The sequence below is a fragment of the Acidovorax facilis genome, assembly GCF_050626955.1.
GTDB lineage: Bacteria > Pseudomonadota > Gammaproteobacteria > Burkholderiales > Burkholderiaceae_C > Acidovorax > Acidovorax facilis.
The window spans coordinates 4,435,385-4,460,118 of sequence record NZ_CP192460.1; the positions used below are offsets into that span (position 1 = coordinate 4,435,385).

General features: G+C 66.5%; 22 protein-coding genes. 12 read left to right on the forward strand and 10 right to left on the reverse strand.

Annotated features, from left to right (window positions below; translation table 11 throughout):
* Positions 1–120: 120 nt before the first annotated feature.
* The 3 genes from ACQ4MJ_RS20320 to ACQ4MJ_RS20330 are packed head-to-tail and all read right to left on the reverse strand — an operon-like array spanning position 121 to position 2,161.
* Positions 121–1,185: a homocysteine S-methyltransferase family protein gene (locus tag ACQ4MJ_RS20320; RefSeq protein WP_431151483.1), complete on the reverse strand. Its 1,065-nt coding sequence runs from the start codon at positions 1,183–1,185 to the stop codon at positions 121–123.
* Between the two features lie 50 nt (positions 1,186–1,235).
* Complete coding sequence (locus ACQ4MJ_RS20325) at positions 1,236–1,706, reverse strand: GNAT family N-acetyltransferase (protein WP_431151482.1); 471 nt, start codon at positions 1,704–1,706, stop codon at positions 1,236–1,238.
* Entirely contained in the window at positions 1,700–2,161 is a 462-nt protein-coding gene (locus ACQ4MJ_RS20330) for a rhodanese-like domain-containing protein (protein WP_431151481.1), read from the reverse strand. Before ACQ4MJ_RS20330 ends, ACQ4MJ_RS20325 begins: the two co-directional genes overlap by 7 nt.
* A 108-nt stretch (positions 2,162–2,269) precedes the next feature.
* Here ACQ4MJ_RS20330 and ACQ4MJ_RS20335 point away from each other — a divergent pair, with 108 nt between their 5' ends.
* Together ACQ4MJ_RS20335 and recQ are read left to right on the forward strand one after the other, a co-directional pair.
* Complete coding sequence (locus ACQ4MJ_RS20335; RefSeq protein ID WP_431151480.1) at positions 2,270–3,700, forward strand: PLP-dependent aminotransferase family protein; 1,431 nt, start codon at positions 2,270–2,272, stop codon at positions 3,698–3,700.
* 173 nt (positions 3,701–3,873) lie between these two features.
* Positions 3,874–5,745 (forward strand): DNA helicase RecQ, encoded by a 1,872-nt coding sequence (gene recQ, locus ACQ4MJ_RS20340; protein ID WP_431153165.1) that lies wholly within the window; start codon positions 3,874–3,876, stop codon positions 5,743–5,745.
* Positions 5,746–5,813: 68 nt separating this feature from the next.
* On the opposite strand, the gene ipdC is transcribed toward recQ, so the two are convergent.
* From ipdC to ACQ4MJ_RS20370, 6 genes are all read right to left on the reverse strand, one after another.
* Positions 5,814–7,472, reverse strand: a complete 1,659-nt coding sequence (ipdC, locus tag ACQ4MJ_RS20345; RefSeq protein WP_431151479.1) for an indolepyruvate/phenylpyruvate decarboxylase — start codon at positions 7,470–7,472, stop codon at positions 5,814–5,816.
* A gap of 188 nt (positions 7,473–7,660) precedes the next feature.
* On the reverse strand, positions 7,661–8,308 hold the full coding sequence (locus tag ACQ4MJ_RS20350; protein ID WP_431153164.1) for an anaerobic ribonucleoside-triphosphate reductase activating protein: 648 nt from the start codon (positions 8,306–8,308) through the stop codon (positions 7,661–7,663).
* Positions 8,309–8,342: 34 nt separating this feature from the next.
* A complete protein-coding gene (nrdD, locus tag ACQ4MJ_RS20355; protein ID WP_218301327.1) occupies positions 8,343–8,552 on the reverse strand; it encodes an anaerobic ribonucleoside-triphosphate reductase in 210 nt (69 codons plus the stop codon).
* Between the two features lie 99 nt (positions 8,553–8,651).
* Positions 8,652–10,670: a ribonucleoside triphosphate reductase gene (locus tag ACQ4MJ_RS20360; protein WP_431151478.1), complete on the reverse strand. Its 2,019-nt coding sequence runs from the start codon at positions 10,668–10,670 to the stop codon at positions 8,652–8,654.
* 217 nt (positions 10,671–10,887) lie between these two features.
* The gene (locus ACQ4MJ_RS20365; protein WP_055402463.1) at positions 10,888–11,316 is read right to left on the reverse strand and encodes a hemerythrin domain-containing protein; all 429 of its coding nucleotides are present in this window, start codon (positions 11,314–11,316) and stop codon (positions 10,888–10,890) included.
* Between the two features lie 71 nt (positions 11,317–11,387).
* Positions 11,388–13,670 carry a nitric-oxide reductase large subunit gene (locus tag ACQ4MJ_RS20370; RefSeq protein WP_431151477.1) on the reverse strand — a complete coding sequence of 761 codons (2,283 nt, stop codon included), beginning with the start codon at positions 13,668–13,670 and terminating at the stop codon, positions 11,388–11,390.
* A gap of 238 nt (positions 13,671–13,908) precedes the next feature.
* On the opposite strand from ACQ4MJ_RS20370, the gene norR reads away from it, so the two are divergent.
* The 5 genes from norR to ACQ4MJ_RS20395 all read left to right on the forward strand — a co-directional run bounded on the left by norR (position 13,909) and on the right by ACQ4MJ_RS20395 (position 19,975).
* Positions 13,909–15,474 (forward strand): nitric oxide reductase transcriptional regulator NorR, encoded by a 1,566-nt coding sequence (norR, locus tag ACQ4MJ_RS20375; RefSeq protein ID WP_431151476.1) that lies wholly within the window; start codon positions 13,909–13,911, stop codon positions 15,472–15,474.
* A gap of 114 nt (positions 15,475–15,588) precedes the next feature.
* Entirely contained in the window at positions 15,589–16,788 is a 1,200-nt protein-coding gene (locus tag ACQ4MJ_RS20380) for a threonine ammonia-lyase (RefSeq protein ID WP_121507949.1), read from the forward strand.
* Between the two features lie 76 nt (positions 16,789–16,864).
* Positions 16,865–17,011 carry a hypothetical protein gene (locus tag ACQ4MJ_RS20385; RefSeq protein ID WP_199727054.1) on the forward strand — a complete coding sequence of 49 codons (147 nt, stop codon included), beginning with the start codon at positions 16,865–16,867 and terminating at the stop codon, positions 17,009–17,011.
* Between the two features lie 88 nt (positions 17,012–17,099).
* Complete coding sequence (gene queC, locus ACQ4MJ_RS20390) at positions 17,100–17,810, forward strand: 7-cyano-7-deazaguanine synthase QueC (protein ID WP_431151475.1); 711 nt, start codon at positions 17,100–17,102, stop codon at positions 17,808–17,810.
* A 293-nt stretch (positions 17,811–18,103) separates the two neighbouring features.
* Positions 18,104–19,975, forward strand: coding sequence for a phosphoenolpyruvate carboxykinase (GTP) (locus ACQ4MJ_RS20395; RefSeq protein ID WP_431151474.1), 1,872 nt, complete (start codon positions 18,104–18,106; stop codon positions 19,973–19,975).
* 183 nt (positions 19,976–20,158) lie between these two features.
* Here ACQ4MJ_RS20395 and ACQ4MJ_RS20400 read toward each other — a convergent pair whose 3' ends face one another.
* Positions 20,159–20,599: a hypothetical protein gene (locus ACQ4MJ_RS20400; protein ID WP_055397233.1), complete on the reverse strand. Its 441-nt coding sequence runs from the start codon at positions 20,597–20,599 to the stop codon at positions 20,159–20,161.
* Positions 20,600–20,725: 126 nt separating this feature from the next.
* Between ACQ4MJ_RS20400 and ACQ4MJ_RS20405 the strand changes: the two genes are divergently transcribed.
* The 5 genes from ACQ4MJ_RS20405 to ACQ4MJ_RS20425 all read left to right on the forward strand — a co-directional run bounded on the left by ACQ4MJ_RS20405 (position 20,726) and on the right by ACQ4MJ_RS20425 (position 24,729).
* On the forward strand, positions 20,726–21,685 hold the full coding sequence (locus ACQ4MJ_RS20405) for a LysR family transcriptional regulator (protein ID WP_431151473.1): 960 nt from the start codon (positions 20,726–20,728) through the stop codon (positions 21,683–21,685).
* 34 nt (positions 21,686–21,719) lie between these two features.
* On the forward strand, positions 21,720–22,565 hold the full coding sequence (locus tag ACQ4MJ_RS20410) for a metallophosphoesterase (RefSeq protein WP_431151472.1): 846 nt from the start codon (positions 21,720–21,722) through the stop codon (positions 22,563–22,565).
* Positions 22,566–22,675: 110 nt separating this feature from the next.
* Positions 22,676–23,098, forward strand: coding sequence for a universal stress protein (locus ACQ4MJ_RS20415; protein WP_176887810.1), 423 nt, complete (start codon positions 22,676–22,678; stop codon positions 23,096–23,098).
* Between the two features lie 179 nt (positions 23,099–23,277).
* On the forward strand, positions 23,278–23,733 hold the full coding sequence (locus tag ACQ4MJ_RS20420; protein ID WP_121421847.1) for a fasciclin domain-containing protein: 456 nt from the start codon (positions 23,278–23,280) through the stop codon (positions 23,731–23,733).
* Between the two features lie 57 nt (positions 23,734–23,790).
* Complete coding sequence (locus ACQ4MJ_RS20425; RefSeq protein WP_121421846.1) at positions 23,791–24,729, forward strand: fasciclin domain-containing protein; 939 nt, start codon at positions 23,791–23,793, stop codon at positions 24,727–24,729.
* The last annotated feature ends 5 nt before the right edge of the window (positions 24,730–24,734 follow it).

Below are 24,734 nucleotides of genomic sequence, written 5' to 3' on the forward strand. Positions count from 1 at the left end.
CCGCAGCGCGCGAAACCGGCGCGGCCCAGACCAAAGGCCGCCGCGCAAGGGCCGCCCCGCCGCGCTGGCGGCGTCCCCCTTGGGGGAAGGCGCCGCAGGCGACTCAGGGTGGCAGCTACTCTAGGCTTCTGCTGGGTAGAACATCTTGCGGGTGGGCACGTTCTCGACTGCCTTGGCGATGGCGCCGATGTGGTCCGGTGTGGTGCCACAGCAGCCGCCCAGAATGTTGACCAGCCCCTCGGCCGCGAACTCATGCACCAGGCGGCTGGTGATTTCAGGCGTTTCGTCAAAGCCGGTGTCGCTCATGGGGTTGGGCAGGCCGGCGTTGGGGTAGCAGCTGATGAAGGTGTCCTCGGCCACGCGGTTCAGCTCCTGGATGTAGGGGCGCATCAGCGTGGCACCCAAGGCGCAGTTCAGGCCTATGGCTAGCGGGCGCGAGTGGCGCACGCTGTGCCAGAAGGCCGTGACCGTCTGGCCCGAGAGGATGCGGCCCGAGGCATCGGTGACGGTGCCGCTGATGATGAGCGGCAGGCGCTCGCCGCTGTTTTCAAAGAACTCGTCGATGGCGAACAGCGCGGCCTTGGCGTTGAGCGTGTCGAAGATCGTCTCGACCAGCAGCACGTCGGAGCCGCCCTCGACCAGCGCTTCCACCTGCTCGTAGTAAGCGGCGCGCAGCTGCTCGAAGTCCACATTGCGCGCGCCGGGGTCGTTCACGTCGGGGCTGATGCTGGCCGTCTTGGGCGTGGGGCCGAGGGCGCCTGCGACAAAGCGGGGCTTGTCGGGCGTGCTGTACTTGTCACAGGCGGCGCGGGCCAGCTGGGCAGATTTCAAATTCATCTCGCGCGCCAGGTGGGCCATCTTGTAGTCCTCTTGCGCGATGGTCGTCGCGCCGAAGGTGTTGGTCTCGATCAGGTCGGCGCCTGCGGCCAGGTAGCGCTCGTGGATGTCGCGGATCACGTCCGGGCGGGTGATGCTGAGCAGCTCGTTGTTGCCCTTCACGTCACGCGGGAAGTCTTTGAACCGGTCGCCCGCCCCATCCGGGCCGGTGTAGCCCTCGCCCCGATACTGCGCCTCGCCCAACTTGAAGCGCTGGATCATGGTGCCCATGGCGCCGTCGAGGATGACGATGCGTTGGGCGAGGATGTCGGGCAGTTGCGCGGCGCGCGTGTAGGCAAGCGTTTTCATCCCCCGATTGTAGAAAGCCCCCTGGGGCTGCCGGTGGCCCAGGGGCTTTCTCACCCACACACGAGCGTGTAGCGTTGCTTGGCAAGTCGCGTTGCCCCCAGGCGGTCATAGAAACGGATGGCGCCCTCGTTCCACACGGGCGTCTGCCACTGCATCGCCTCGCAGCCCAGCATTTGGGCGCGGTGCTGCACAGCGGCCATCATCTCTGCGCCCCGGCCGCAGCCACGCGCTTCAGGCTCCAGGTACAGGCAGTCCAGATGCAGGTAAGAGCGCGCGGCGAGAGTCGAATAGTCCAGCGTGGCGCTGGCATATCCCACTGCCTGCTCACCCCAATAGCCCAGCCAGGCGAACAACCGCCCCACCTCCAGCCCCTGGGCCAGCCGGTGGGCATGGCCGTCGGCGCTGTAGGGGATGCGCTCGTACGCCGCGTGGGCGGCGCACAGGTCGGCCAGCGCGGGCGCGTCAGCGGCGCCTGCGGCGCGCAGGGTCCAGCCGGTGCGATGCGGCGGATGGCTCAGCATGCGCACTCGATGGCGGGGCGGGCCGACGGCATGGCGCCCCGCTCCGGGCCGGTGGCCACAGGCTGGCCGTCGCGGATCCAGAAGTCCAGCCCGCCCAGCATCTCCTTGACCGTGAAGCCCAGCCGCGCCAGCTTGTACGCGCCCCGGGTCGAGCCATTGCAGCCGATGCCATCGCAGTAAGTGACATAGACCTTGCTGCGGTCGAGGTGCGCCGTGCTCTGCTCGTCCATGGTGCGGTGGGGAAAGCTGATGGCGCCCGGCACATGGCCCTGTTCGTAATGCGCCGTGGAGCGGGTGTCGACCACCACGATGGCGTCGATGCCGTTGCGCAGGTCTTCGGCCACGTCCCAGGCATCGGCGTGGTAGCTGAGCTTGGCGGCCATGAAGTCCCGCGATTGCTCGGGGCTGGGTGCGGGGAATGCCAGGACGGCGGAGGCGGGGGCTGCGTGGGTCATGGAAAAGTCCTCTCGTGTGGCTGTGTGGTGTTGCGATGGGATGAAGTTTCCGACGATTTGGCCTGATTGATAATGCCAATCCTCCATCACAGATAAGACCAATTACCGATGAAACCACGGCTGTTGCTCACGCTGCTGGAGGACGCCCACGGAGGCGGCCGCCGCGAGCGCCTGTGCGCGGCGCTGCGCGAGGCCGTGCGCACCGGCCAGGCCGTGTTGGGCGAGCGCCTGCCCTCCACCCGCGATCTGGCGCGCGACCTGGGTCTTTCACGGGTCACGGTGGAGGCGGCCTATGCCCAGCTGGAAACCGAGGGCTACCTGCACCGGCATGTCGGCCAGGGCAGCTTCGTGGCCATCGACATGCAGCGTGCCGGGGCGGCGCGGTCCCGGGCGCGCCGGATGGCCCCGGCGGCGGCACTGCCCGCGCTGTCGCGGCGCGGGCAGCGCATGGTCGATACCGGCGGTTGCGCCGAGCCCGACCGCGCCCGCGCGTTCGTGGCGGGCAGCCCAGACCTGCGAGCGTTTCCGGTGGACCTGTGGCGCCAGCTGATGCAGCGCCGCCTGCGCCAGGACGCCGGGCCCCTGCTGTTCTACGGCGACCCCCAAGGCCTGCCCGCACTGCGCGAGGCCATCGCGCGCTACCTCGCGCAGTCGCGCGGCGTGCGTTGCCATGCGGGCCAGGTGCTGGTGCTGACCAGCTCGCAACAGGCCCTGCAGTTGCTGGCCGCGACGCTGCTGGACGAAGGCGATACCGTCTGGATGGAGGACCCGGGCTACGCAGGCGCGCGCACCGCGTTCCACGCCAGCGGGGCCCAGGTGGTGGACATGCCGCTGGACAGCGAAGGCGCCCAGCTGGTGCCCACCCAGACGCCGCCACGCCTGATCTACCTCACGCCATCGCACCAGTTCCCCACCGGGCGCGCCATGTCCCTGCAGCGCCGCCTGGCCTTCATCGACCACGCACAGGCTACGGGGGCCTGGCTGATCGAGGACGACTACGACAGCGAATTCCTCTACGACCACCAGCCCACGCCCGCCTTGCAGGGCCTCGACGCGCACGGCCGCGTGCTCTACATCGGCACGTTCTCGAAGTCCTTGTTTCCTTCGGTGCGGCTGGCCTACATGGTGCTGCCCGAACCGCTGGTAAAGCCCCTGGTGACCGCACGCACCATCTACGACGGCCACCCCTCGCAGCCCATGCAGGCCGTGGCGGCAGACTTCATGGACCAGGGCCACTTTGCAGCCCACCTGCGGCTGATGCGCCAGCTGTACCGCAGCCGACGCGACGCCTTGCTGCAGGCGCTGCACACCCACCTGCCCTGGGCCGAGCCCCTGGACAGCCGGGGCGGGCTGCAGATGGCTGTGCGGCTGACCGAGGGCAGCGAGCAGCAGCAAACGCGCCGCGCGCTGGCGCGCGGCATTGCAACCCCCAGCCTCAGCGAGCTCTACCATGCAGCACCTCCCATCGCGGGATGGCGGCTGGGCTTTGCCGCCATCCCGCCTGAGGTGATCGAAAGCGCTGTCCGCGCGCTGCGCTGACCCCCAACCAGCGGCGCAGGCCCGCAGCGCACAATACGGGCCTTGCATCGCACGGTTCGTAGCACGGGCCCGTACACAAATTTTTGGCTTTATTGGCGTCCAGCGCAGGTGGGTCCAGCGTGGGGCGCTCTCATTTTCAGAGTATTCGCTTGGTGTCTCGCCCGTCTTCCGTGTTGTCCCCTGCCCAGTCTGTCTTGCAGGATGTCTTCGGCTACGAACAGTTCCGCGGCCCGCAGCAAGCCATCGTCGAGCATGTGATTGGCGGCGGCGACGCGCTGGTGCTGATGCCCACGGGCGGAGGCAAGTCGCTGTGCTACCAGGTGCCGGCCATCGTGCGCCAGCAGCAGGGGCGCGGGGTGACCATCGTGATTTCGCCGCTGATCGCGCTGATGCACGACCAGGTGGGCGCGCTGCACGAGGCGGGGGTGGATGCGGCGTTCCTGAACTCGACGCTGAGCTACGACGAGACCCAGGACGTGGAGCTGCGCCTGCAGACCGGCGACCTCACGCTGCTGTATGCCGCGCCCGAGCGGCTGAACACGCCCCGTTTCCTGGGCCTGCTCGACAGCCTGTACAGCGGCGGCCACCTGAGCCTGTTCGCCATCGACGAAGCACACTGCGTCAGCCAGTGGGGCCACGATTTCCGCCCCGAATACCGCGCGCTCACGCTGCTGCACGAGCGTTACCCGCAAGTACCGCGCATTGCGCTCACCGCCACGGCCGATGCGCTCACGCGCGAGGACATCGTCGAGCGGCTGCAGCTGGAGGATGCGCGGCTGTTCATCAGCAGCTTTGACCGGCCCAACATCCGCTACCGCATCGAAGAGAAAAAGGACGCCACCACGCAGCTGCTGCGCTTCATCGAGCGTGAGCATGCGGGCGAGGCGGGCGTGGTGTATTGCCAGTCGCGCAAGCGCGTGGAAGAGTTGGCCGCCACGCTGAGCGACGCGGGCATCACTGCCCTGCCCTACCACGCGGGTCTGGACACGAAAGTGCGTCAGAAGAACCAGGATCGCTTCCTGCGCGAGGAAGGCATCGTGATGGTGGCCACCATCGCGTTCGGCATGGGCATCGACAAGCCGGATGTGCGTTTTGTGGCCCATGTGGACATGCCCAAGAACATCGAGGGCTACTACCAGGAAACGGGCCGCGCGGGCCGCGACGGGCTGAACGCCGATGCCTGGATGGCCTACGGCCTGAATGACGTGGTCAACCAGCGCCGCATGATCGACGAGAGCCCTGCGGGCGAGGAGTTCAAGCAGGCGCTGCGCGGCAAGCTCGACGCGCTGCTGGCGCTGGCCGAGGCCACCGACTGCCGACGCGTGCGGCTGCTGGCGTACTTTGGAGAGCAGTCCACACCCTGCGGAAACTGCGACAACTGCCTGAACCCACCGGCGGTGTGGGATGCGACGGATGCGGCACGCAAGCTGCTCTCCACCATCTACCGCGTGAACCAGGCCAGCGGCATCAGCTTTGGCACGGGGCACATCATGGACATCCTGCGCGGCAAGAAGACCGAGAAGGTCGCGCAGTTCGGGCACGAAAAAATCTCCACCTTCGGCATCGGCGCGGACCTGACCGAGCCCCAGCTGCGCGGCGTGCTGCGCCAGCTGATCGCCACCGGCGCGTTAGGCCTGCAGAAGGTGATGCTGGACAGCGGCCACAGCTTTGACACGCTGTGCCTCACCGAGGGTTCGCGCGCGGTGCTCAAGGGCGAGGTGCCGGTGCAGTTGCGCGAGTCGGTGTCATCCGCACCGGCCAAACGCACGCGCACCCGCAAGGGCACGGGCAGCGCGCCGCCCGCCGCGGCCGCCAATCTTGGCCCCGATGCGCAGGTGCGTTTCATCAACCTCAAGGCCTGGCGCGCCGAGGTGGCAAAGGAGCACAACCTGCCTGCGTATGTGATCTTTCACGATGCCACTTTGGCCGCGATTGCCGAGCGCAACCCCGGCACGCTCGACGACCTGCAGGGCATCAGCGGGATGGGGGCGAAAAAGCTGGAGGCGTACGGGGCAGACGTGCTGCGCGTGGTGCGCGCGGGGTAGCCCCGCTGCCGCGCTTTGCTGCCCCGGGATGCGATGCGTGCGGGCCTACGTGAACAGATCCTTCGAGCTCAGGCGCCCGACGCCGCCCGCGCCCGCAGGGCCCGGATGCCTTCCGAAAAACGCCGCAGCGTGGGCGTGCTGTCGCCCGGTGGCACCATCAACTCGATGAGCTGAAAGCGACCGCGCTCGGCAAACGCGGCATCGAGCGCCGCCTTGAACTGCGCCCGCGTGTGCACCCGGTGGCCGCGCCCGCCCAGCGCATCGGCGGCCTGGGCCAGGTGCCAGTCGCCCAGGGCGGCGCAGCGCGATTCGGTCTGGAAGGCGCGGATCATTTCCCAGGTCTGGTTATTGAGCACGATGGCGATGGGGTCCAGCCCCAGGCGCGGGCAGTTGCCCAGCTCCCAGCCCGTCATTTGAAAGGCGCCGTCGCCCACCAGGATCAGGCTGCGCTGGCCCGTGGCCACCTGCGCACCGATGCCGGCCGGCACGCCGAAGCCCATGGACGCGTAGTAGCCCGGCGCCACCAGCGGGGTGGGCAGCAGCTCCATCGCAGCAAACAGGCAGTCGCCAATGTCCGCGACGATGTTCATAGGGCCCTGCGCGCGGATGCGGTCGTTGAGCGCGCGGGAGAGGTCGGCCGCACACACGGGCGCATCGTCGGCCACCAGGCCTTCGGGGCAAGTGGGCGGGGACGGCAGGGCGCGCGGCGGCTTGGCGCCTGCGGCCGGGGCGCGGGCCAGCAACGCTTCCACCAGCGCGGCCAGCGGGATGTTCGGGTACAGGTGGTGGCCCACGCGCGCCTCGCGGTGCGCGGCGATGAGCGCGCGGCGGAAGTCCATGCGCTGGGCGCTCACGCCAAAGTTGCTGTCCGACAGGATGGCGCCCAGCATCACGGGCAGATCGGAGTCGTCGAGCAGCGCACTGGTCTCGGGCGCGCCCGCCACGCCCAGGTAGGTGCCGTGCAGCTGTACGCCGGAGTGCACGCCCTCCTCCGCCAGCAGGCCCCGGCCCATGAAGGTGGTGAGCACGGGCAGTTGCAGACGGCGCGCCAGCTCGGCCACGCGGGCTTCCAGGCCAAAGCGGCGCACCTCCACGTCCACCACCAGCACGGGGCGCTGGGCTGCCTGGATGCGGGCCATCCATTCGTCGGCGCACTCGGCCACGGCGGCTTCATTGAAGGGGCTGGGCGGCAGCAGGGGCACCTCGGCCATGGGGTGCAGCGTCATGTCGCGTGGCACCTCGATGAGCACGGGCTGCGAGTATTCGCGGCAGCTGCGCAGCACGCGGGCCAGCTCGGCGGGCGCGGTGGCGGGGTCGGACAGGCGCGCCTGGTCGCAGGTGATCTCGCGGAAGATGCGCCATTGCGAATCGACATGGCGCACCTGGTGGTGCAGCACCAGGCCCGAGTGCGCCTCGACCTCGCCGGGGCAGCCGGCCAGCACCACCAGCGGCGAGCGCTCGGCATAGGCCCCCGCCACGGCGTTGACCACGTTGAGCGCGCCCGCGCCGTAGGTGACAGCCACCACGCCCAGGCCGCAGTGCATGCGCGCGGCGGCATCGGCGGCAAAGCCCAGCGAGGGCTCGTGGCTGAGCGTGACCAGCGGCAGGATGCCGCTCTCCTCGATCTGCTTGAACAAGGGGAGGATGAAGTCACCGGGGATGCCGAAGATCTCGCGCGCGCCGTGGTGCTTGAGCGCGTGCAGCAGTTGAAGGCCGAGGGGGGTCATGGGCGTGTTCCTTGCAGGTGGTGCCGTTGTGCGGCGGTGGCGGATGATCCACGCGGCGTGACCAAGGCGGCTCTGATGCGCATCAAACCCAGCGACTCCTAGCGCGAGTTCGCAGATTCGTTCTGTTTTCGACCTAGAAGCGCAACAAATCTGCGCGAAGCACCGACCAAACCCGGAGCCCCGCCCGCTCAGGCCCGGCGCAGCGTGAAGGAGGGGAACCACGCGGCCAGTTGCTGCTGGTGCGCCGTGGTCAGCGCCCAGGCCGGTGCGCCAGGTGCGCGGCATTCCTGCAGCGCCCAGCGGCGCACGCCGCGCGCGGCCAGGGCCTGGGCCAGGTCCAGCAACTCATCCACACCAAACAGGCCCGCGTGCCAGGTGGTGCGGCATTCGTGGTCGGTGCCATAGGCCAGAAGCACCTCCAGCCCGGCCCAGGCGCGCGCACCGCTGCCGGGCGTGGCGGTGATGGCGTTGTAGCGCTGCGGCGGGGCCTTGATGTCCAGACCCACCCAATCGAGTTGCGGCAGCAGTGCCGCCAGCCGCTCGGGGTACATGCCGCCGGTGTGCAGGGCGGTCTGCAGGCCCAGGCTGCGCACTGCGTTCAGCGCCGCGCCCAGGCCCGCCTGCAGCGTGGGCTCGCCGCCCGAGAAAACCACGCCGTCCAGCAGGCCGCGCCGGCTTTCCAGAAAGGCCAGCGCCTGCGCCCAGGGCAGCGAGGGCGGTTCGGTGGCATCGAGCAGTTCGGGGTTGTGGCAATAGCCGCAGCGCCAGGGGCAGCCCTGGCAATACAAAACGGCCGCGAGGCGGCCGGGGAAATCGATGGTGGTGAGCGGTGTCATGCCGCCCAGCCGCAGCGCCGCGGCTGGCGGCGCCTCAGCAGGCGTTGCTTCCACCACGCGTCTGCTCTGAAAAGAAACGGCGCTCGGCGTGCTCGCCCTGCTTGCCCGTGTTGAAGCTGGCCACGGGGCGGTGATAGCCCATCACGCGGGTCCAGACCTCGCAGGGCTGGCGCTCGTCGTCGGTGAGCTGCACGGCGGCGGCGCTGGAGATGGCGGTGTGTTCGGTAGCGGAGAAATGGCTCATGCCGAGGTCCTTTCGGGGGGTGGAGGAAATGGTTTGCTTCTTTTTTGATAGCTACTTGCGCTTGACTATCAAGCGCCAGGGCCACTTTTTGCTCAAGATCTAGGCGGCCAGACGCCGCCGCTTGGCGTCCAGCCGCTCTTCGTCGCAGCGGGGGCAGAACGGGTGCTCGCCCGCCAGGTAGCCGTGTGTGGGGCAAATGGAGAACGTGGGCGTGACGGTGATGTAGGGCAGGCGGAAGTTCGTCAGCGCGCGCCGCACCAGCTCGCGGCAGGCCGCGCCGCTGGAAACGCGCTCGCCCATGTACAGGTGCAGCACGGTACCGCCGGTGTATTTGCCCTGCAGTGCCTCCTGTCGCATCAGCGCCTCGAACGGGTCGTCGGTGAAGCCCACGGGCAGTTGCGACGAGTTGGTGTAATAAGGCTGCTCGGATGTGCCCGCCTGCAGGATGGCGGGCCAGCGCTTCTTGTCTTCCTTGGCGAAGCGGTAGGTCGTGCCTTCGGCAGGCGTGGCTTCCAGGTTGTAGAGGTGGCCGGTTTCTTCCTGGAAGGCGGTCATGCGCTCGCGCACGTGGTCGAGCAGGCGCACGGCAAACGCATGGCCCCATTCGCTGGTGATGTCGTGCTGGTCTGCCGTGAAGTTGCGCACCATCTCATTGATGCCGTTCACGCCCAGCGTGGAAAAGTGGTTGCGCAAAGTGCCGAGATACCGCTTGGTGTAGGGGAACAAGCCCTGGTCCATCAACCGCTGAATCAGCTTGCGCTTGGTCTCCAGGCTTTGTTTGCCCAGCTCCAGGAGGCGGTCCAGCGCGGCAAACAGACCGGCTTCATCGCCCGCATGCAAATACCCGAGGCGTGCGCAGTTGATCGTCACCACGCCCAGGCTGCCCGTCTGCTCGGCGCTGCCGAAGAGGCCGTTGCCACGCTTGAGCAGCTCGCGCAAATCCAGCTGCAGGCGGCAGCACATGGAGCGCACCATGTTCGGCTCCAGCTCGGAATTGATGAAGTTCTGGAAGTACGGCAGGCCGTACTTGGCCGTCATCTCGAACAGCAGCTGCGCGTTCTCGCTCTCCCACGGAAAATCTTTGGTGATGTTGTACGTGGGGATGGGGAAGGTGAAGACCCGGCCCTTGGCGTCGCCCGTGGTCATCACGTCGATGTAGGCGCGGTTGATCAGGTCCATCTCGGCCTGCAGCTCGCCATAGCTAAACGGCATCTCCACGCCGCCGATCACCGGCACTTGCTCGCGCAGATCGTCAGGGCATGTCCAGTCAAACGTGAGGTTGGTGAACGGTGTTTGCGTGCCCCAGCGCGAGGGCACGTTGAGGTTGTAGACCAGCTCCTGGATGCACTGGCGCACAGCGGCGTAATCCATGGCATCGATGCGCACGAAAGGCGCCATGTAGGTGTCGAACGACGAGAACGCCTGCGCGCCCGCCCACTCGTTTTGCAGAGTACCCAGGAAGTTCACGATCTGCCCCACGGCGGAACTCATGTGCTTGGGCGGCCCCGCCTCCACCTTGCCCGGCACGCCGTTGAGCCCCTCGTGCAGCAGCGTGCGCAGCGACCAGCCCGCGCAGTAGCCGCTGAGCATGTCGAGGTCGTGGATGTGGATGTCGCCGCTCCTGTGCGCCTCGCCGATCTCGGGCGTGTACACGTGCGAGAGCCAGTAGTTGGCCGTGACTTTGCCCGCCACGTTCAGGATCAGCCCGCCCAGCGAGTAGCCCTGGTTGGCGTTGGCGTTCACGCGCCAGTCGGCACGCGTGAGGTATTCGTTGATGGAGCTTTCCACATCGACCAGCGTCTGCCTGTCGGCGCGCAGCGTGGCGTGCTGCTCGCGGTAGACGATGTAGGCGCGCGCGGTGGCCAGGTGGTTGGCGGCGATCAGCGTCTGCTCGGCCACGTCCTGGATCTGCTCGATGGTGGGGGCCTCGCCCTGGAAGCGGTGGATGAGCACCTTGGTGACCTGGGCGGTGAGCAATGCCGCTTCGTCGGCGCCGTATTCACCCGAGGCCTGCCCGGCGCTGGCCAGCGCGGCGCGGATGCGTTCGGCATCAAACGGAACGCGCTGGCCGCTGCGCAAAACGACTTCGCGGGGCAAGGTGGCAAGGGTGGACGCCATGGGTTCGACCAATCTGTGGAACGGGTTAAAAACACTACCTATGGTGTCCACGATACCCATCAAACACTATAGGTAGTTTGATTCAACACAATCGAGGCGGTAAGCAGGGGTAAAAAACGCCGGCACAGGGGCCGGCGGAAAGGAAGGTGCCGTCAGGCCCTACCGATGGATCAGAGGTGCATGCGCAGGCATGCAGTGGGGTGCAGGAGGGTGCTGCTCAATGGCAGGCGGTGGCTTCTTCCTCCTCGATGCGCGGATAGAAGTCATGGTCTTCGCGCTGCATGCGCTCGAACACACGGCGCAGCACCACGTTGGCCTCGTTGCGAAAGCCCTGGGCATCGCGGCGCACGCCCTCGGCGGTGTTCCAGCGGCGTGCAAACGCGTCGTAGGCGCTGGCGATCGATGCCATCTCGCTTTGGTACTGGCGGCCCAGGCGCGCCAGTTCGGCGTTGCCGCCGCGCTGCAGTGCGGGGTACAGCACCTGGTCTTCCACGGCCAGGTGCAGCTTGATGGTGCCGCTCATGGCCACGATGCCCTGCGCGATGGCGCTGGCATTGGCCTCTACGCCCGCCTGGGCCAGGGCGCGCAAGGTGGCGATGCTGCGCAGAATGTCAGTGTGCTGGTGTTTGAATTTGTCGAGGTTCATGGTCAGTCCTTGTGGGCAAACGGTGTGTGAGCGCGGTGGCCGCTTGTGGCAGCCGCCGCGCACAGTGCATTTCAGCGACGGGCCTGTGCCAGGTAGGGGCCCGCTTGCGCCGGGGCGCGCGAGCCGAACAGCCCGCTCACCACCTGCCAGGCCATGGCCAGCGCGCCGACGATGAAGACCACGTCGCCAAAGGTGCGCACCCAGCGCAGGGTCTGCATGAAGGGCTGCTGCATGAAGGCTTCGCCCCGGGCGTACCACAGGCCTTCGGTCACGCTGGCGTGGAACTGGAACAGGCCGATGGGCAGCAGGCTGGTGGCAATCATCAGCACCAGGCCCGCGTTGAGCCACCAGAAGCCCGTCTTCATGAGCCGTTCGCTGAACACCAACTGCGGCCGGATGTAGCGCAGCACCAGCAGCGTGAAGCCCAGGGCGAGGAAGCCGTAGACACCGAACAGGGCGGCATGGGCGTGCACCGGCGTGGTGTTCAAACCTTGCAGGTAGTACAGCGCAATGGGCGGGTTGATCATGAAGCCGAAGACGCCCGCGCCCAGCATGTTCCAGAAGGCCACGGCCACGAAGCACATGAGGGGCCACTTGAGGTTGGCCATCCACTTCGCGCGGTGCTGCAGGCGCCAGTGTTCCCAGGCCTCGTGGCCCAGCACCACCAGGGGCACCACTTCCAGCGCGCTGAACGATGCGCCCACCGCCATCACCGGCGTGGTGGTGCCCGCAAAGTACAGGTGGTGGAAGGTGCCGGGCACGCCGCCCAGCATGAACAGCGAGGCCGAGGCCAGGCTGGCGGCCGTGGCCATGCGTGGCGACACGAGGCCGAGCGTCGAGAAGATGAAGGCCAGCGCGGTGGTGGCGAACACTTCAAAGAAGCCCTCGACCCACAGGTGCACCACCCACCAGCGCCAGTACTCCATCACCGACAGGTGGGTACGCTCGCCGTAGAAGAAGCCCGCGCCGTAGAACAGGCCGATGGCCACCACCGACGCCGTCAGCAGCGCCAGCAGGTTCTTGTCGCCGCCGGGGGTGCGCAGCGCCGGAACGATGCCGCGCAGCATGAGCACCAGCCAGAAGGCGATGCCGGTGAACTTGCCGATCTGCCACAGGCGGCCCAGGTCCACGTATTCATAGCCCTGGTGGCCCAGCCAGAAGTTCCACTCGGGCGGCATGATCTGCGCGATGGCCAGGTAGTTGCCGACGAACGAGCCCACGACCACCACGACCAGCGCCCAGAACAGGATGTCCACACCGAGCTTCTGCCAGGCCGGGTCCTTGCCGCCGTTGATGAGCGGCGCGAGGAACAGGCCGGCTGCCAGGAAGCCCGTGGCGATCCAGAACAGCGCGCTCTGGATGTGCCAGGTGCGCACCAGCGAATAGGGGAACCACTGTGACACGTTGATGCCGTAGAACTGCTGGCCTTCCACCGTGTAGTGGGCCGTGAAGCCGCCCAGCAGCACCTGGAAGCTGAACAGCGCAACGATGAGGAACAGGTATTTGCCCAGCCCGCGCTGCGAGGGCGTGAGCGGCACGCGCGACAGCGGGTCGTGCTGGGGTGGCGTGGGCTCCACCTCGTCATGCTTGCGCAGGAAGGACCAGCCCCACACGAGGAAGCCCACGCCCGCCATCATCACGACCACGCTCATCACCGACCAGACCATGTTCTCGGCCGTGGGCTTGTTGCCGATCAGCGGCTCGTGGGGCCAGTTGTTGGTGTACGTCGCCGTGGTGCCAGGGCGCTCGGTGGCGGCGGCCCAGGCCGTCCAGAAGAAGAAACCCGTCATCTGCGCGCGCCGCTCGGCGCTGGGCAGGGTGTTCTCCTTCATGGCGAAGTGCTCGCGGGTGTTGTGCAGCGCGGGCACGTCGCTGAAAAGCTGGTCGTAGTACAGCGCGGTCATCGCGATCGCGTCGGCCCGCACCGAGGACACCGTGGCCACGCCCGTCTCGGGGCTGTAGGTGTTGGTGCGGTACTCGGTCTTCAGGCGGTCGCGCAGCACGGCCTGGGCGGCGGCGTCGAGCTCGGCAAAGGGCTTGCCGTGCGCGCGCTCAGCGGCCACTTCAAGCCAGTTGAGCAGCTCGCGGTGCAGCCAGTCGGCCGTCCAGTCGGGCGCCTGGTAGGCGCCGTGGCCCCAGATGGAACCCAGCTGCATGCCGCCCACCGATTGCCACGCAGTCTGTCCGTCGAGGATGCTGTCGTGGGTGAAAAGCACTTCGCCCCCTGCCGTGGCGATCTTCGCGGGGATGGGCGGCGCGGTGCGGTAGACCTCGGCGCCGTAGTAGCCCAGCAGGCTGAAGGTGACGATGAGCACGCCGATCAGCGTGAACCAGAGCTTGCGATAGTTACCCATGGCGGGCCTCCTGCTTCAACAGAACAACAACGAAGGGGCGGCGCCAGCGTGCGCTGGCGGCGTGGGGTCGGGGTCTTGTGGTCATGGCTTTTTGGAACGAGTGAATCGGTGTCCCTGCCCACATCGCAAGCGCCGGGCCAGGGCTGCAGGCCTATCAAATCAACCACTTACACCGGTCATGGTTTTTTTGACCCTTCTCAAATGGGGTTTAATTCACCCATTGAAGGTAAATATCACCATGGACCATAGCCCCCTGCTGGCCGACCTGGCCACCGACCTGCCCCAGGCTGTGCGCCTGCAGCGGCTGGCCGACCACCTGCGCACCCGCTTTCACTGCGGCGCCGTGGCCCTGCTGCAGCTGGAAGAAGACCACTTGCGCCCCGTGGCCGTGGAGGGCCTGGTGCGCGAGGCGCTGGGCCGGCGCTTTGTGGTCAGCCAGCACCCCCGGCTCGCGGCCATCCTGGCGCGGCGCGAGGTGACCTGCTTTGACCACGACAGCACCCTGCCCGACCCCTACGACGGCCTGCTCGACACCCTGGTGGGCGAGCCCCTGCCCGTTCACGACTGCATGGGCGTGAGCCTGTGGGTGGACGGCAAGGCCTGGGGCGTGCTGACGCTCGACGCGCTGCAAACCGGCACCTTCGGCGAGGCCGCACGCGCCGCGCTGGCCGACTGCAAGGTGCTGGTGGAGGCGGCCGTGCGCATCTCGCGGTTGGAGCGCGAGGTGCAGGCGCTGCGCAGCGCCCCACACACCCGCAGCGCCGACGACGAGCGCACCACCCGCGCGGGCGATGGCGACATGGAGATCGTCGGCCAGAGCGAGCCCCTGCTGCGCCTGCTGCACGAGCTCACGGTGGTGGCGGGCTCGGACCTGCCCGTGTTGTTGCTGGGCGAAACTGGTGTGGGCAAGGAGCTGTTTGCACGCCTGCTGCACCGCCAGTCCACGCGCGCTACCCGCCCGCTGGTGCACGTGAACTGCGCGGCGCTGCCGGAGTCGCTGGCCGAGAGCGAGCTGTTTGGCCATGTGCGCGGCGCGTTCTCGGGCGCGGTGGCCGACCGGCCAGGGCGCTTCGAGGCGGCCGAGGGCGGCACGCTGTTCCTCGACGAGGTGGGCGAGCTGCCACTGGCCGTGCAGGCCAAGCTGCTGCGCACGCTGCAGAACGGCGAGATCCAGCGCCTGGGCGCCGACCGACCGCGCCGCGTGGACGTGCGCGTGATCGCCGCCACCAACCGCAACCTGCGCGAGCAGGTGCGCGACGGCGCGTTCCGCGCCGACCTGTACCACCGGCTGTCGGTGTACCCCGTGCCCATCCCGCCGCTGCGCGAACGGGGCAACGATGTGCTGCTGCTGGCAGGTCGTTTTCTGGAACTGAACCGCGCGCGCCTTGGCCTGCGCAGCCTGCGGCTGTCTGCCAGCGCGCAGGATGCACTGCGCCGCTACCCCTGGCCCGGCAACATCCGCGAGCTGGAGCATGTGGTCAGCCGCGCGGCGCTCAAGGCCCTGAGCCGGGGCGTGAGCCGCGCCGACATCGTGACGCTGGAGCCCGCGCTGCTCGACCTGGACGCCGACGCCGCCAGCGTGGCCTCCACCGCCCTGGATGCCGGTGCCCCCGCTGTGGCCACCACGCCGCCCACCCCCACCACCGCCGAAGGCCCGCTGCGCGAAGCCGTGGATGCCTGCCAGCGGCTCGCCATCACGCAGGCCCTGGCCCGCCACCAGGGCAACTGGGCGCAGGCCGCGCGTACGCTGGAGGTGGACGCCAGCAACCTGCACAAGCTGGCGCGCAGGCTGGGGATCAAGTAAGCAGCTTCAAAAACCATAGCTACTAGCGATTTCCAGATAAGCGCCAGAGGCTGATTTGATGCCAAATCACACCTCAACGGACCCCTGCGAACGCCGCTGCGCCACAATCGGCCCATGCTGACCCTTCAAGACATCCGTGATGCCGCCACCCGCCTACAAGGCCACGTGCTGGACACTCCGTGCGTTGAATCCAAAACGCTTTCGCAAATCGTGGGCGCGCAGGTGTTTCTCAAGTTCGAGAACCTGCAATTCACCGCCTCGTTCAAGGAACGCGGTGCCTGCAACCGGCTCACGCTGCTGACGGACGCTGAGCGCGCACGCGGCGTGGTGGCCATGAGCGCGGGCAACCATGCGCAGGGCGTGGCCTACCACGCGCAGCGACTGGGCCTGCGCGCCGTGATCGTGATGCCGCGTTTTACCCCCGGCGTGAAAGTGGAGCGCACGCGCGGTTTTGGCGCCGAGGTGGTGCTGCATGGCGACACGCTGGAAGAAGCCCGCGCCCACGCCTACGCGCTGGCCGATGCGCAGGGCTTGACCTTTGTGCACCCGTATGACGATGAAGGCGTGGCCGCCGGCCAGGGCACGCTGGGCCTGGAGATGCTGCAGGCCGTACCCGACCTGGACACGCTGGTGATCGCCGTGGGCGGCGGCGGGCTGATCTCGGGCGTGGCCACGGCGGCCAAGGCACTCAAGCCAGGCATCGAGGTCATCGGCGTGCAGACCATGCGCTTCCCGGCCATGGTGAATGCCGTCAAAGGAACAAGCCATCCACAGGGCACATCCACCATCGCCGAGGGCATTGCCGTGGGCACGCCGGGCAAGATCACGCAGGAGATCGTCAAGCGCCTGGTGGACGATCTGGTGCTGGTGGATGAGGGCGACATCGAGCAGGCAGTGCTGATGCTGCTGGAGATCGAAAAGACCCTGGTCGAGGGCGCTGGTGCTGCGGGCCTGGCTGCGCTGGTGCGCTACCCCGAGCGCTTCAAGGGCAAGCGCGTAGGCCTGGTGCTGTGCGGTGGCAACATCGACCCGCTGCTGCTGGCGGCGATCATCGAACGCGGCATGGTGCGCTCGGGGCGCCTGGCGCGCATCAAGGTCAGCGCGCGCGATGTGCCCGGCGTGCTGGCGCGCATCACCGCCACCGTGGCCGACGCAGGCGCCAACATCGAGGAGGTGCACCACCAGCGCGCCTTCACCATGCTGGCCGCGCAGAACGTGGAGATCGAACTGGTGCTGCAAACCCGGGGCAAGACCCATGTGGATGAGGTGCTGGGGCAGTTGCGTACGGCGGGCATGCAGGCCGATCTGATCTGAGCGACAGCAGGGTTTTGCGCCCCGAAGGGACAGTCGCAGCTAGAATTGCGCAAGTTTTAAGCATCTGGAGCCCACCATGTCCGACCACAACACCTCGCACGCCCCCGCAACACCATCGAACGACCCCGTGGAAAACGTGGTTCACCTGGTCCCCGTGGTGCTGCCTGTGGTGGGTGGCATCATGATGTTCCTGCTGGCCTTTATTGCCGTGACGATGGCCTGAACGCTTCTGCGGCCGTCACCCAAAGCCCCGCAGCGCGGGGCTTTTTTTCGTCCCGCCCCCCCTTATCCCGTCTGACCTGGAGAACCCCATGAGACCCGGACACGCACTCGTTTTATTTTCCGGCGGTCAGGACTCCACGACCTGCTTGGCCTGGGCGCTGGAAAACTTTGCCCACGTGGAAACCATCGGCTTTGACTACGGCCAGCGCCACCACATCGAGCTGCAGGCACGCCAGACGGTGCTGTCCTCGCTGCGTGCACAGTTCCCGCACTGGGCGGCCAAGCTGGGGGAAGACCACATGCTCGACCTGGCGGTGCTGGGCCACATCAGTGACACGGCGCTGACCAGCGACACCGAAATCCAGATGACCGCCGCAGGCCTGCCCAACACCTTTGTGCCGGGGCGCAACCTGCTGTTCTTCCAGCTGGCGGCTGCCGTGGGCTACCGCCGGGGCCTGCACACCCTGGTGGGCGGCATGTGCGAGACCGATTTTTCGGGCTACCCCGACTGCCGTGACGACACGCTCAAGGCCCTGCAGGTAGCCGTGTCCCTGGGCATGGGCCAGCGTTTCACCTTCGACACCCCGCTGATGTGGCTGGACAAGGCCGAGACCTGGGAACTGGCCCGGTCCCTGGGCGGACAAGCGCTGGTCGATCTGATCGTGAACGACTCGCACACCTGCTACCACGGTGTGCGCGACACGCTGCATGCCTGGGGACACGGCTGTGGCACGTGCCCGGCCTGCGCGCTGCGCAGGAGTGGCTACGAACGGTGGAAGGGCGGTTCGGCCAGCGTTTGAGGCGAGGGAGCGGACACAGCCATGCATAACCTCATGTTTTTTTTGCATGGTTTTGACCCCTGTCTGACAGACAAAAGGGCGGCAGGTTCATAAAATCGACATCCCAGCCGACCCGCGGAATCCGTGGAACTAGCCTCCACCCGTGGGGCTGACACACGCTCCCGCCCGCCGACTGAGCACGAAAGCCGTTTTTTCAAAGGCAGCGCTCAGCACCGCAACTGCGCCAGGCCTCGCCGTGACCCGCCCGGTCCGCTTCCTTTGAAAAAACGTTTTTCAACTTAGGAAGCTCCCCGATGAACGCACCCACGATGCAGGGCCTGAACCTCAACGCCCCCGCTTACGTCAAAAACGCCCGGCTGCTTGCCTGGGTGGCCGACATGGCCGCCCTGTGCAAACCCGACACCATTTACTGGTGCGATGGCTCCAAGGAAGAGTACGACCGCCTTTGCCAGCAGCTGGTCGATGCCGGCACCTTCAAGAAGCTCAACCCCGCCAAGCGCCCTAGCAGCTTCCTGGCCTGGTCCGATCCATCAGACGTGGCCCGTGTGGAAGACCGCACCTACATCTGCTCGGCCGCCAAGGAAGACGCTGGCCCCACCAACAACTGGATGGCTCCCGCCGAAATGCGCGCCACGCTGCAGCCCCTGTTTGACGGCTGCATGAAGGGCCGCACCATGTACGTGGTGCCCTTCAGCATGGGCCCGCTGGGCAGCCACATCGCCCACATCGGCGTGGAACTGACCGACAGCGCCTATGTGGCCGTGAACCAGCGCCTGATGACCCGCATGGGCAAGGCCGTGTACGACGTGCTGGGCGTGGAAGGCGAGTTCGTGCCTTGCATGCACACGGTGGGCGCACCCCTGGCCGAAGGTGAGAAGGACACGACGAGCTGGCCTTGCAACCCCAAGGTCAAGTACATCGTCCACTACCCAGAAACGCGCGAAATCTGGTCCTACGGCTCGGGCTACGGCGGCAACGCGCTCCTGGGCAAGAAGTGCCTGGCCCTGCGCATCGCGTCCACCATGGGCCGCGACCAAGGCTGGTTGGCCGAACACATGCTCATCCTGGGCGTGACCAACCCCCAAGGCAAGAAGTACCACGTGGCAGCGGCCTTCCCCAGCGCCTGCGGCAAGACCAACTTCTCGATGCTGGTGCCGCCAGAGGCGGGTTTTGCCGGTTGGAAGGTCACCACCATCGGTGACGATATCGCCTGGATCAAGCCCCATGCCGACGGCAAGATGTACGCCATCAACCCCGAGGCGGGTTACTTTGGTGTGGCCCCCGGCACCAACATGCACACCAACCCCAACTGCATGCGCAGCCTGGACAAGGACGTGATCTTCACCAACGTGGCCCTGACGGACGACGGCGACGTGTGGTGGGAAGGCATGGAAAAGGACACCGGCAAGCTGCCCGACCACCTGATCGACTGGCAAGGCAAGGACTGGACGCCCCAGATCGCCAAGGAAACCGGCGCCAAGGCTGCCCACCCCAACTCGCGCTTCACGGTGGCTGCCACCAACAACCCTGCGCTCGACCCCCAGTGGGACGATGCCAATGGCGTGGCGATTGATGCCTTCATCTTCGGCGGCCGCCGCTCCACCACCGTGCCGCTGGTGACCGAAGCCCGCACCTGGACGGAAGGCGTGTACATGGCTGCCACCATGGGCTCTGAAACCACCGCTGCAGCCTTTGGCGCCCAAGGCGTGGTGCGCCGCGACCCCTTCGCCATGCTGCCGTTCTGCGGCTACAACATGAGCGACTACTTCCAGCACTGGCTGAACATGGAAGGCCAAATCGCCGCCACCGGCAAGGCGCTGCCCAAGGTGTTCTGCGTGAACTGGTTCCGCAAGGACGAAGCCGGCAAGTTCGTCTGGCCGGGTTATGGCGACAACATGCGCGTGCTCAAGTGGATGATCGACCGCATCGAAGGCCAGGCTGCAGGCCAGGAAACCATGTTTGGTGTGGCTCCGCAGTACGCCGAAATCAACTGGACGGGGCTGGATTTCAATGCCCAGCAGTTTGCTGCCGTGACCAGCATCGACAAGGCAGCCTGGGCCGATGAGTTCAAGCTGCACGATGCCCACTTTGAGCAGCTGGCTTACCACCTGCCCCCTGCTTTGCTCGCTACCAAGGCTGCGCTCGAAAAGCGCCTGGCAAGCTGATTCCGGGATCTTCTCAGTCCTGACAACCGCCCCTTCTGAAAAGGAGGGGCGGTTTTTTTGCGCTTGTGGATGCGGATACTGGATCAGCGCGATCTGTCCCGCGGCCATGAAAAAAGCCGTGGCGAACACTCGCCACGGCTTCAAAAAATCCGATCACTGCACGGTGGACCGTGCATCATCTTCTCAGTAGTACTTGCGGATGTCTTCCACGGTGGCAATGCCCATGGCGTGGTTCAGTTCGGCCATGATGCGGGGGTCCTTCACAGCCACTTGCCAGGTACGCTCGTCATCCGCAGCGCGGCGGCGGGCTTCGGCCCAGCCGAGGGCGGCCACACGCAGGGCAGCACCGGCACGGCGTGCGGGGGCGGTCAGCAAAGCCAGGGCCGCAAACGCGACCAGCCACAGCACCATCCAAGCCGCGAGCAGGTGGCCTTCGCTCCAGGTGTCGATGACCTGGTTGGCCACTACCAGCAAGGCCGATACCACGGCCGCGAGCAGAAGCGTGGCAGCGCCACGGGCGCCATCAAAGTTGGCGGCTACGCTCTTGAGGGCGGCAGCGGCGTTTTCGGCGCGGACAACGCCGGGGTGTTCGGTGGGGTACTCAACGTGTGCAAAGCTGGTCATTTCGGTTTCCCTTTTCTAACGCTTGTGGCGAGATTGCCGGGCGATGGGGTGATATTAGGGTTTACCCTTTGCATGTTCAAGTTTATATTTTGAATCATTGATATTCATATTGATGATGAATTGACCATGACCCCCTTGAACTTCCGCTCCTTGGACCTGAACCTGCTGCGTGTTTTCGACGAGGTCATGGCCGAGCGCAGCCTCACACGCGCAGCGCACAAGCTGTCCGTCACCCAGCCTGCCGTGAGCAACGCCATGCGGCGCCTGCGCGATGTGCTGGGGGATGAGTTGGTGGTGCGCAGCGGCCAGGGCGTGGAGCCCACTGCGCGTGCGCTGGCCCTGTGGCCTCCTGTGCGCGAGGCCCTGGCCCACCTGCAGGAATCCCTGGCGCCGGGACATTTTGAGCCCGCTACGGCCGAATCCACCTTTGTGCTGGCCATGGCCGATGCCACGGCCGCCACCCTGGTCCCGGCCCTGGTCGAAATCATCGAGCGGGAGGCTCCCGGCATTTCGATCCGGGTATTGCCCCTGACCACGCGCGACCCCCGCCGCCTGCTGGACGAGGAGGCGGCGGACATGGCGGTGGGCTATTTCCCTGCGGTGCTGGCAGACCTGACCGCCCGCGCGCAATCCGGGGGCGCAGTGGCCTTTGAAAGCCGCCGCCTGTACGACGGCGAATACGTGTGCGTGATGCGGCAAGGCCACCCTCTGGCCGATGCGCCCCTGACGCTGGACACCTATTGCGCCGCACGCCACATGCTCGTGAGCTTCTCAGGGCGCCCCTTCGGCTTCATCGACGAGGCCCTGGCATCCCTGGGCCGCGAGCGCAAGGTGGTGATCACGGTCAACCAATTCTTCACGGCCGGTCGGGTGGTGTCGGGCTCGGACCTGTTGACGGTGCTGCCCCGCCACTTTGTTCCCGTGACCGGCATTGCCGACGCGCTGGTGCAGCGGGCCCTGCCGCTGGACGTCCCGCCCGTGCATGTGGACGCACTCTGGCGCCGGCGTGGGCCTCAGCAGGCCGCGATGACCTGGCTGCTGCACGCCCTGGCGCGCTCAGCGCGCCGGACTTTCCCCGACGAGTGAGGCGCCCAGCCTGAACCCGTAGACTGCGCCCAGCATGAATATCCAGCTTTTGTCCGATCTGCACCTTGAGGCGCATCCCCACTTCGTCCCCGAACCGGCTCCCGGCGCCGATGTGCTGGTGCTTGCTGGCGACGTGGGTTCCTACCAGGAAGGCTCGCAGCTGGGCGACGAAGACTTTGGCCTGGCCCGGTTTTCACCATTGCCCGGGGGTGCAGGCTGGCCCACCCCCGTGCTTTTTGTGCCCGGCAACCACGAATACGATGCACAGGATTTCGACGCTGCCCACGAGCGGCTGCGCCGCACCTGTGACCGCCTGGGAATCACCTGGCTGGAGCGCGAGACCGTCGAGCTTCAAGGTGTGCGCTTTGTGGGCACCACACTCTGGAGCGATTTCGATGCACTCGCAGACCATGAAGGCAGCACCGACCTTGGCAGGAGGCTGAAACTGCGCGACAAGGCCTTTCGTGCAGCGAACTTCTACCTGCGCAAGACGGGCGGCACCCGCCACGCAGAGCCTTTTCTGGCCGAAGCCATGCGCGACCACGCACTGGTCTGCCAGCAGTGGCTGGCGCAAGCACTTGCGGTGCCTTTTGAAGGCCCCACGGTGGCCGTCACCCACTTTGCACCCAGCCTGCGCAGTGCCGATCCGCGCTACGGACTGGTGCCCGGCACTGCGGGGTTCTGCAACGCCCTGGACAGCTTGTTGCCCCACGCGCAGCTGTGGCTGCACGGCCATCTGCACGCCCCGAGCGACTACACGGTGCAAGGTTTTCACGGCAACGGCACCCCCTGGCAGTGCCGCGTGGTGGCCAACCCCCTGGGCTATGCGCGCAAAGGCGAACAGGCGGCTTTCAAGGCGCAATGCTGCATCCCCGTATGATCACGAGACGGGGCTCTGCCGCCCCGCAGCGCAGAAGAAAAACATGACCCAGGTCAAGACAACAGAAGTCCGCGCACGGTAGTCTGACCCAACCCTATTCGGAGAACACCATGAACATCCTGCTTGCTGTCGATGGCAGCGCCTACACCAAAAAAATGCTGGCCTATCTGGCTACCCACGAGGAGCTGCTCGGTGGCAGCCACCAGTACACCGCGCTGACCGTGCAGGCCCCGCTGCCGACACGCGCGCGCGCCGCTCTGGGCAAGGAAGTGGTGGACAGCTACCACGCCGAAGAGGCGGACAAAATCCTGTCGCCCGTTTGCAAATTCCTGGCGCGCCATGGTGTGGACGCCAAGCGCGTCGTCAAGGTGGGCGCCGTGGGTGAGAACATCGCCAAGGTGGCTGACAGCGGCAAGTTTGACCTGCTGGTGATGGGCTCCCACGGCCATGGAGCCTTGGCCACCTTGGTCATGGGCTCGGTCACCACCCAGGTGCTGGCCCATTGCAAGGTGCCGTTGCTGATCGTTCGCTAAGCCGAACAACAAACAGCCCGGCCCACCACCAAAGCCCTGCTCCGGCAGGGCTTTTTTTTGCCCAAATGAAACCGATCAGTTACAACATAACTTGTTGGTTTACTTAACGACCAATTGGTTATACATTCTCGCTGCGCCCATCCTGGCGTGTCATTTCCATCGAAACCGAGGAACGACCCATGAAAAAAACCCTGATCGCATTGGCCCTGACCGCAGGCGCCACCTTCACCGTGATGGCCCAGGACATCGTCGATACCGCCGTGAAGGCGGGTAATTTCAAGACCCTGGTGGCGGCCGTGCAGGCTGCGGGCCTGGTGGACACCCTCAAGGGCCCCGGCCCCTTCACGGTGTTTGCGCCCACCGACGAGGCTTTCGCCAAGATCCCCAAGGCCACTCTGGACGGCCTGTTGGCCGACAAGGCCGCACTGACCAAGGTGCTGACCTACCACGTGGTCCCCGGCAAGGTGATGGCCAAGGACGTCAAGGCCGGAAAGGTCAAGACCGTGCAGGGCCAGGAGATCACCGTGTCCACCAGCATGGGCGTGATGGTGGACCAGTCCAAGGTCATCGCGACCGATGTGGCTGCCAGCAATGGCGTGATCCACGCCATCGACACCGTTCTGATGCCCAAGTAAGCCCGCGGACTAACCGCTCGTCCCTTCCACCACCATCCACTAGCGAGGAGAAGCCCCATGAACACCGCATTCAACCGCCGTACCGTCTTGCTGGCCGCCGCCGTGGGCGCCAGCGCCACCTTGTTGCAGGCCTGTGGCGGCGGCGACGATGAGCCTCAGCGCAACATCGTCGAAGTCGCCCAGAACAATCCTGACCTCAGCATCCTCGTCGAAGCAGTGGTCGCCGCCGGTCTGGCGCCCACTCTGAGCACCGGCATGCTCACGGTTTTCGCCCCGACCAACGCCGCCTTTGCAGCGTTGCTCAGCGAGCTGGGCGTGACCAAGGAGGCCCTGCTGGCCGACAAGCCCCTGCTGACAGCGGTACTGACCTACCACGTGCTCGGCAGCAGGGTCCCGCGTGCAGACGTCCCCCTGGGCAAGGCCATCACGCCCGTGTCAGGCGGCTTCTTCAAGATCGAGTCGGCCAACGGCCTGAAGATCACCGATGGTCGCAACCGCGTTTCCACCATCACGGCCACGGACATCCAGGCCAGCAACGGCGTAGTGCATCTGGTGGACCGCGTGCTGCTGCCAGCCAACAAGGACATCGTCGCCACTGCCTCGGCGTTGCCGGACTTCAGCATCCTGGTGGAAGCCGTGGTGGCGGCCGGCTTGGCCACCACTTTGCAGGGAGCCGGCCCGTTCACGGTGTTTGCACCGACCAACGCCGCTTTTGCAGCGCTGCTGGCCGAGCTCGGAGTGACCAAGGAAGCCCTGCTGGCGGACACCGCGCTGCTGACCACGGTGCTTACCTACCACGTGGTACCGGCGCGCGTGCTCAAGGCCGAGGTCCCCATCAATACCGCCATTGCCACCGTCCAGGGACAAACCTTCACGGTGAACGCAAGCCTCGTGATCACCGACCAGAACCTGCGCACCAGCAACATCACCATGGCCGACGTATTCACCAGCAACGGTGTGATCCATGTCGTGGACAAGGTGATCCTGCCCAAGTAAGCCAG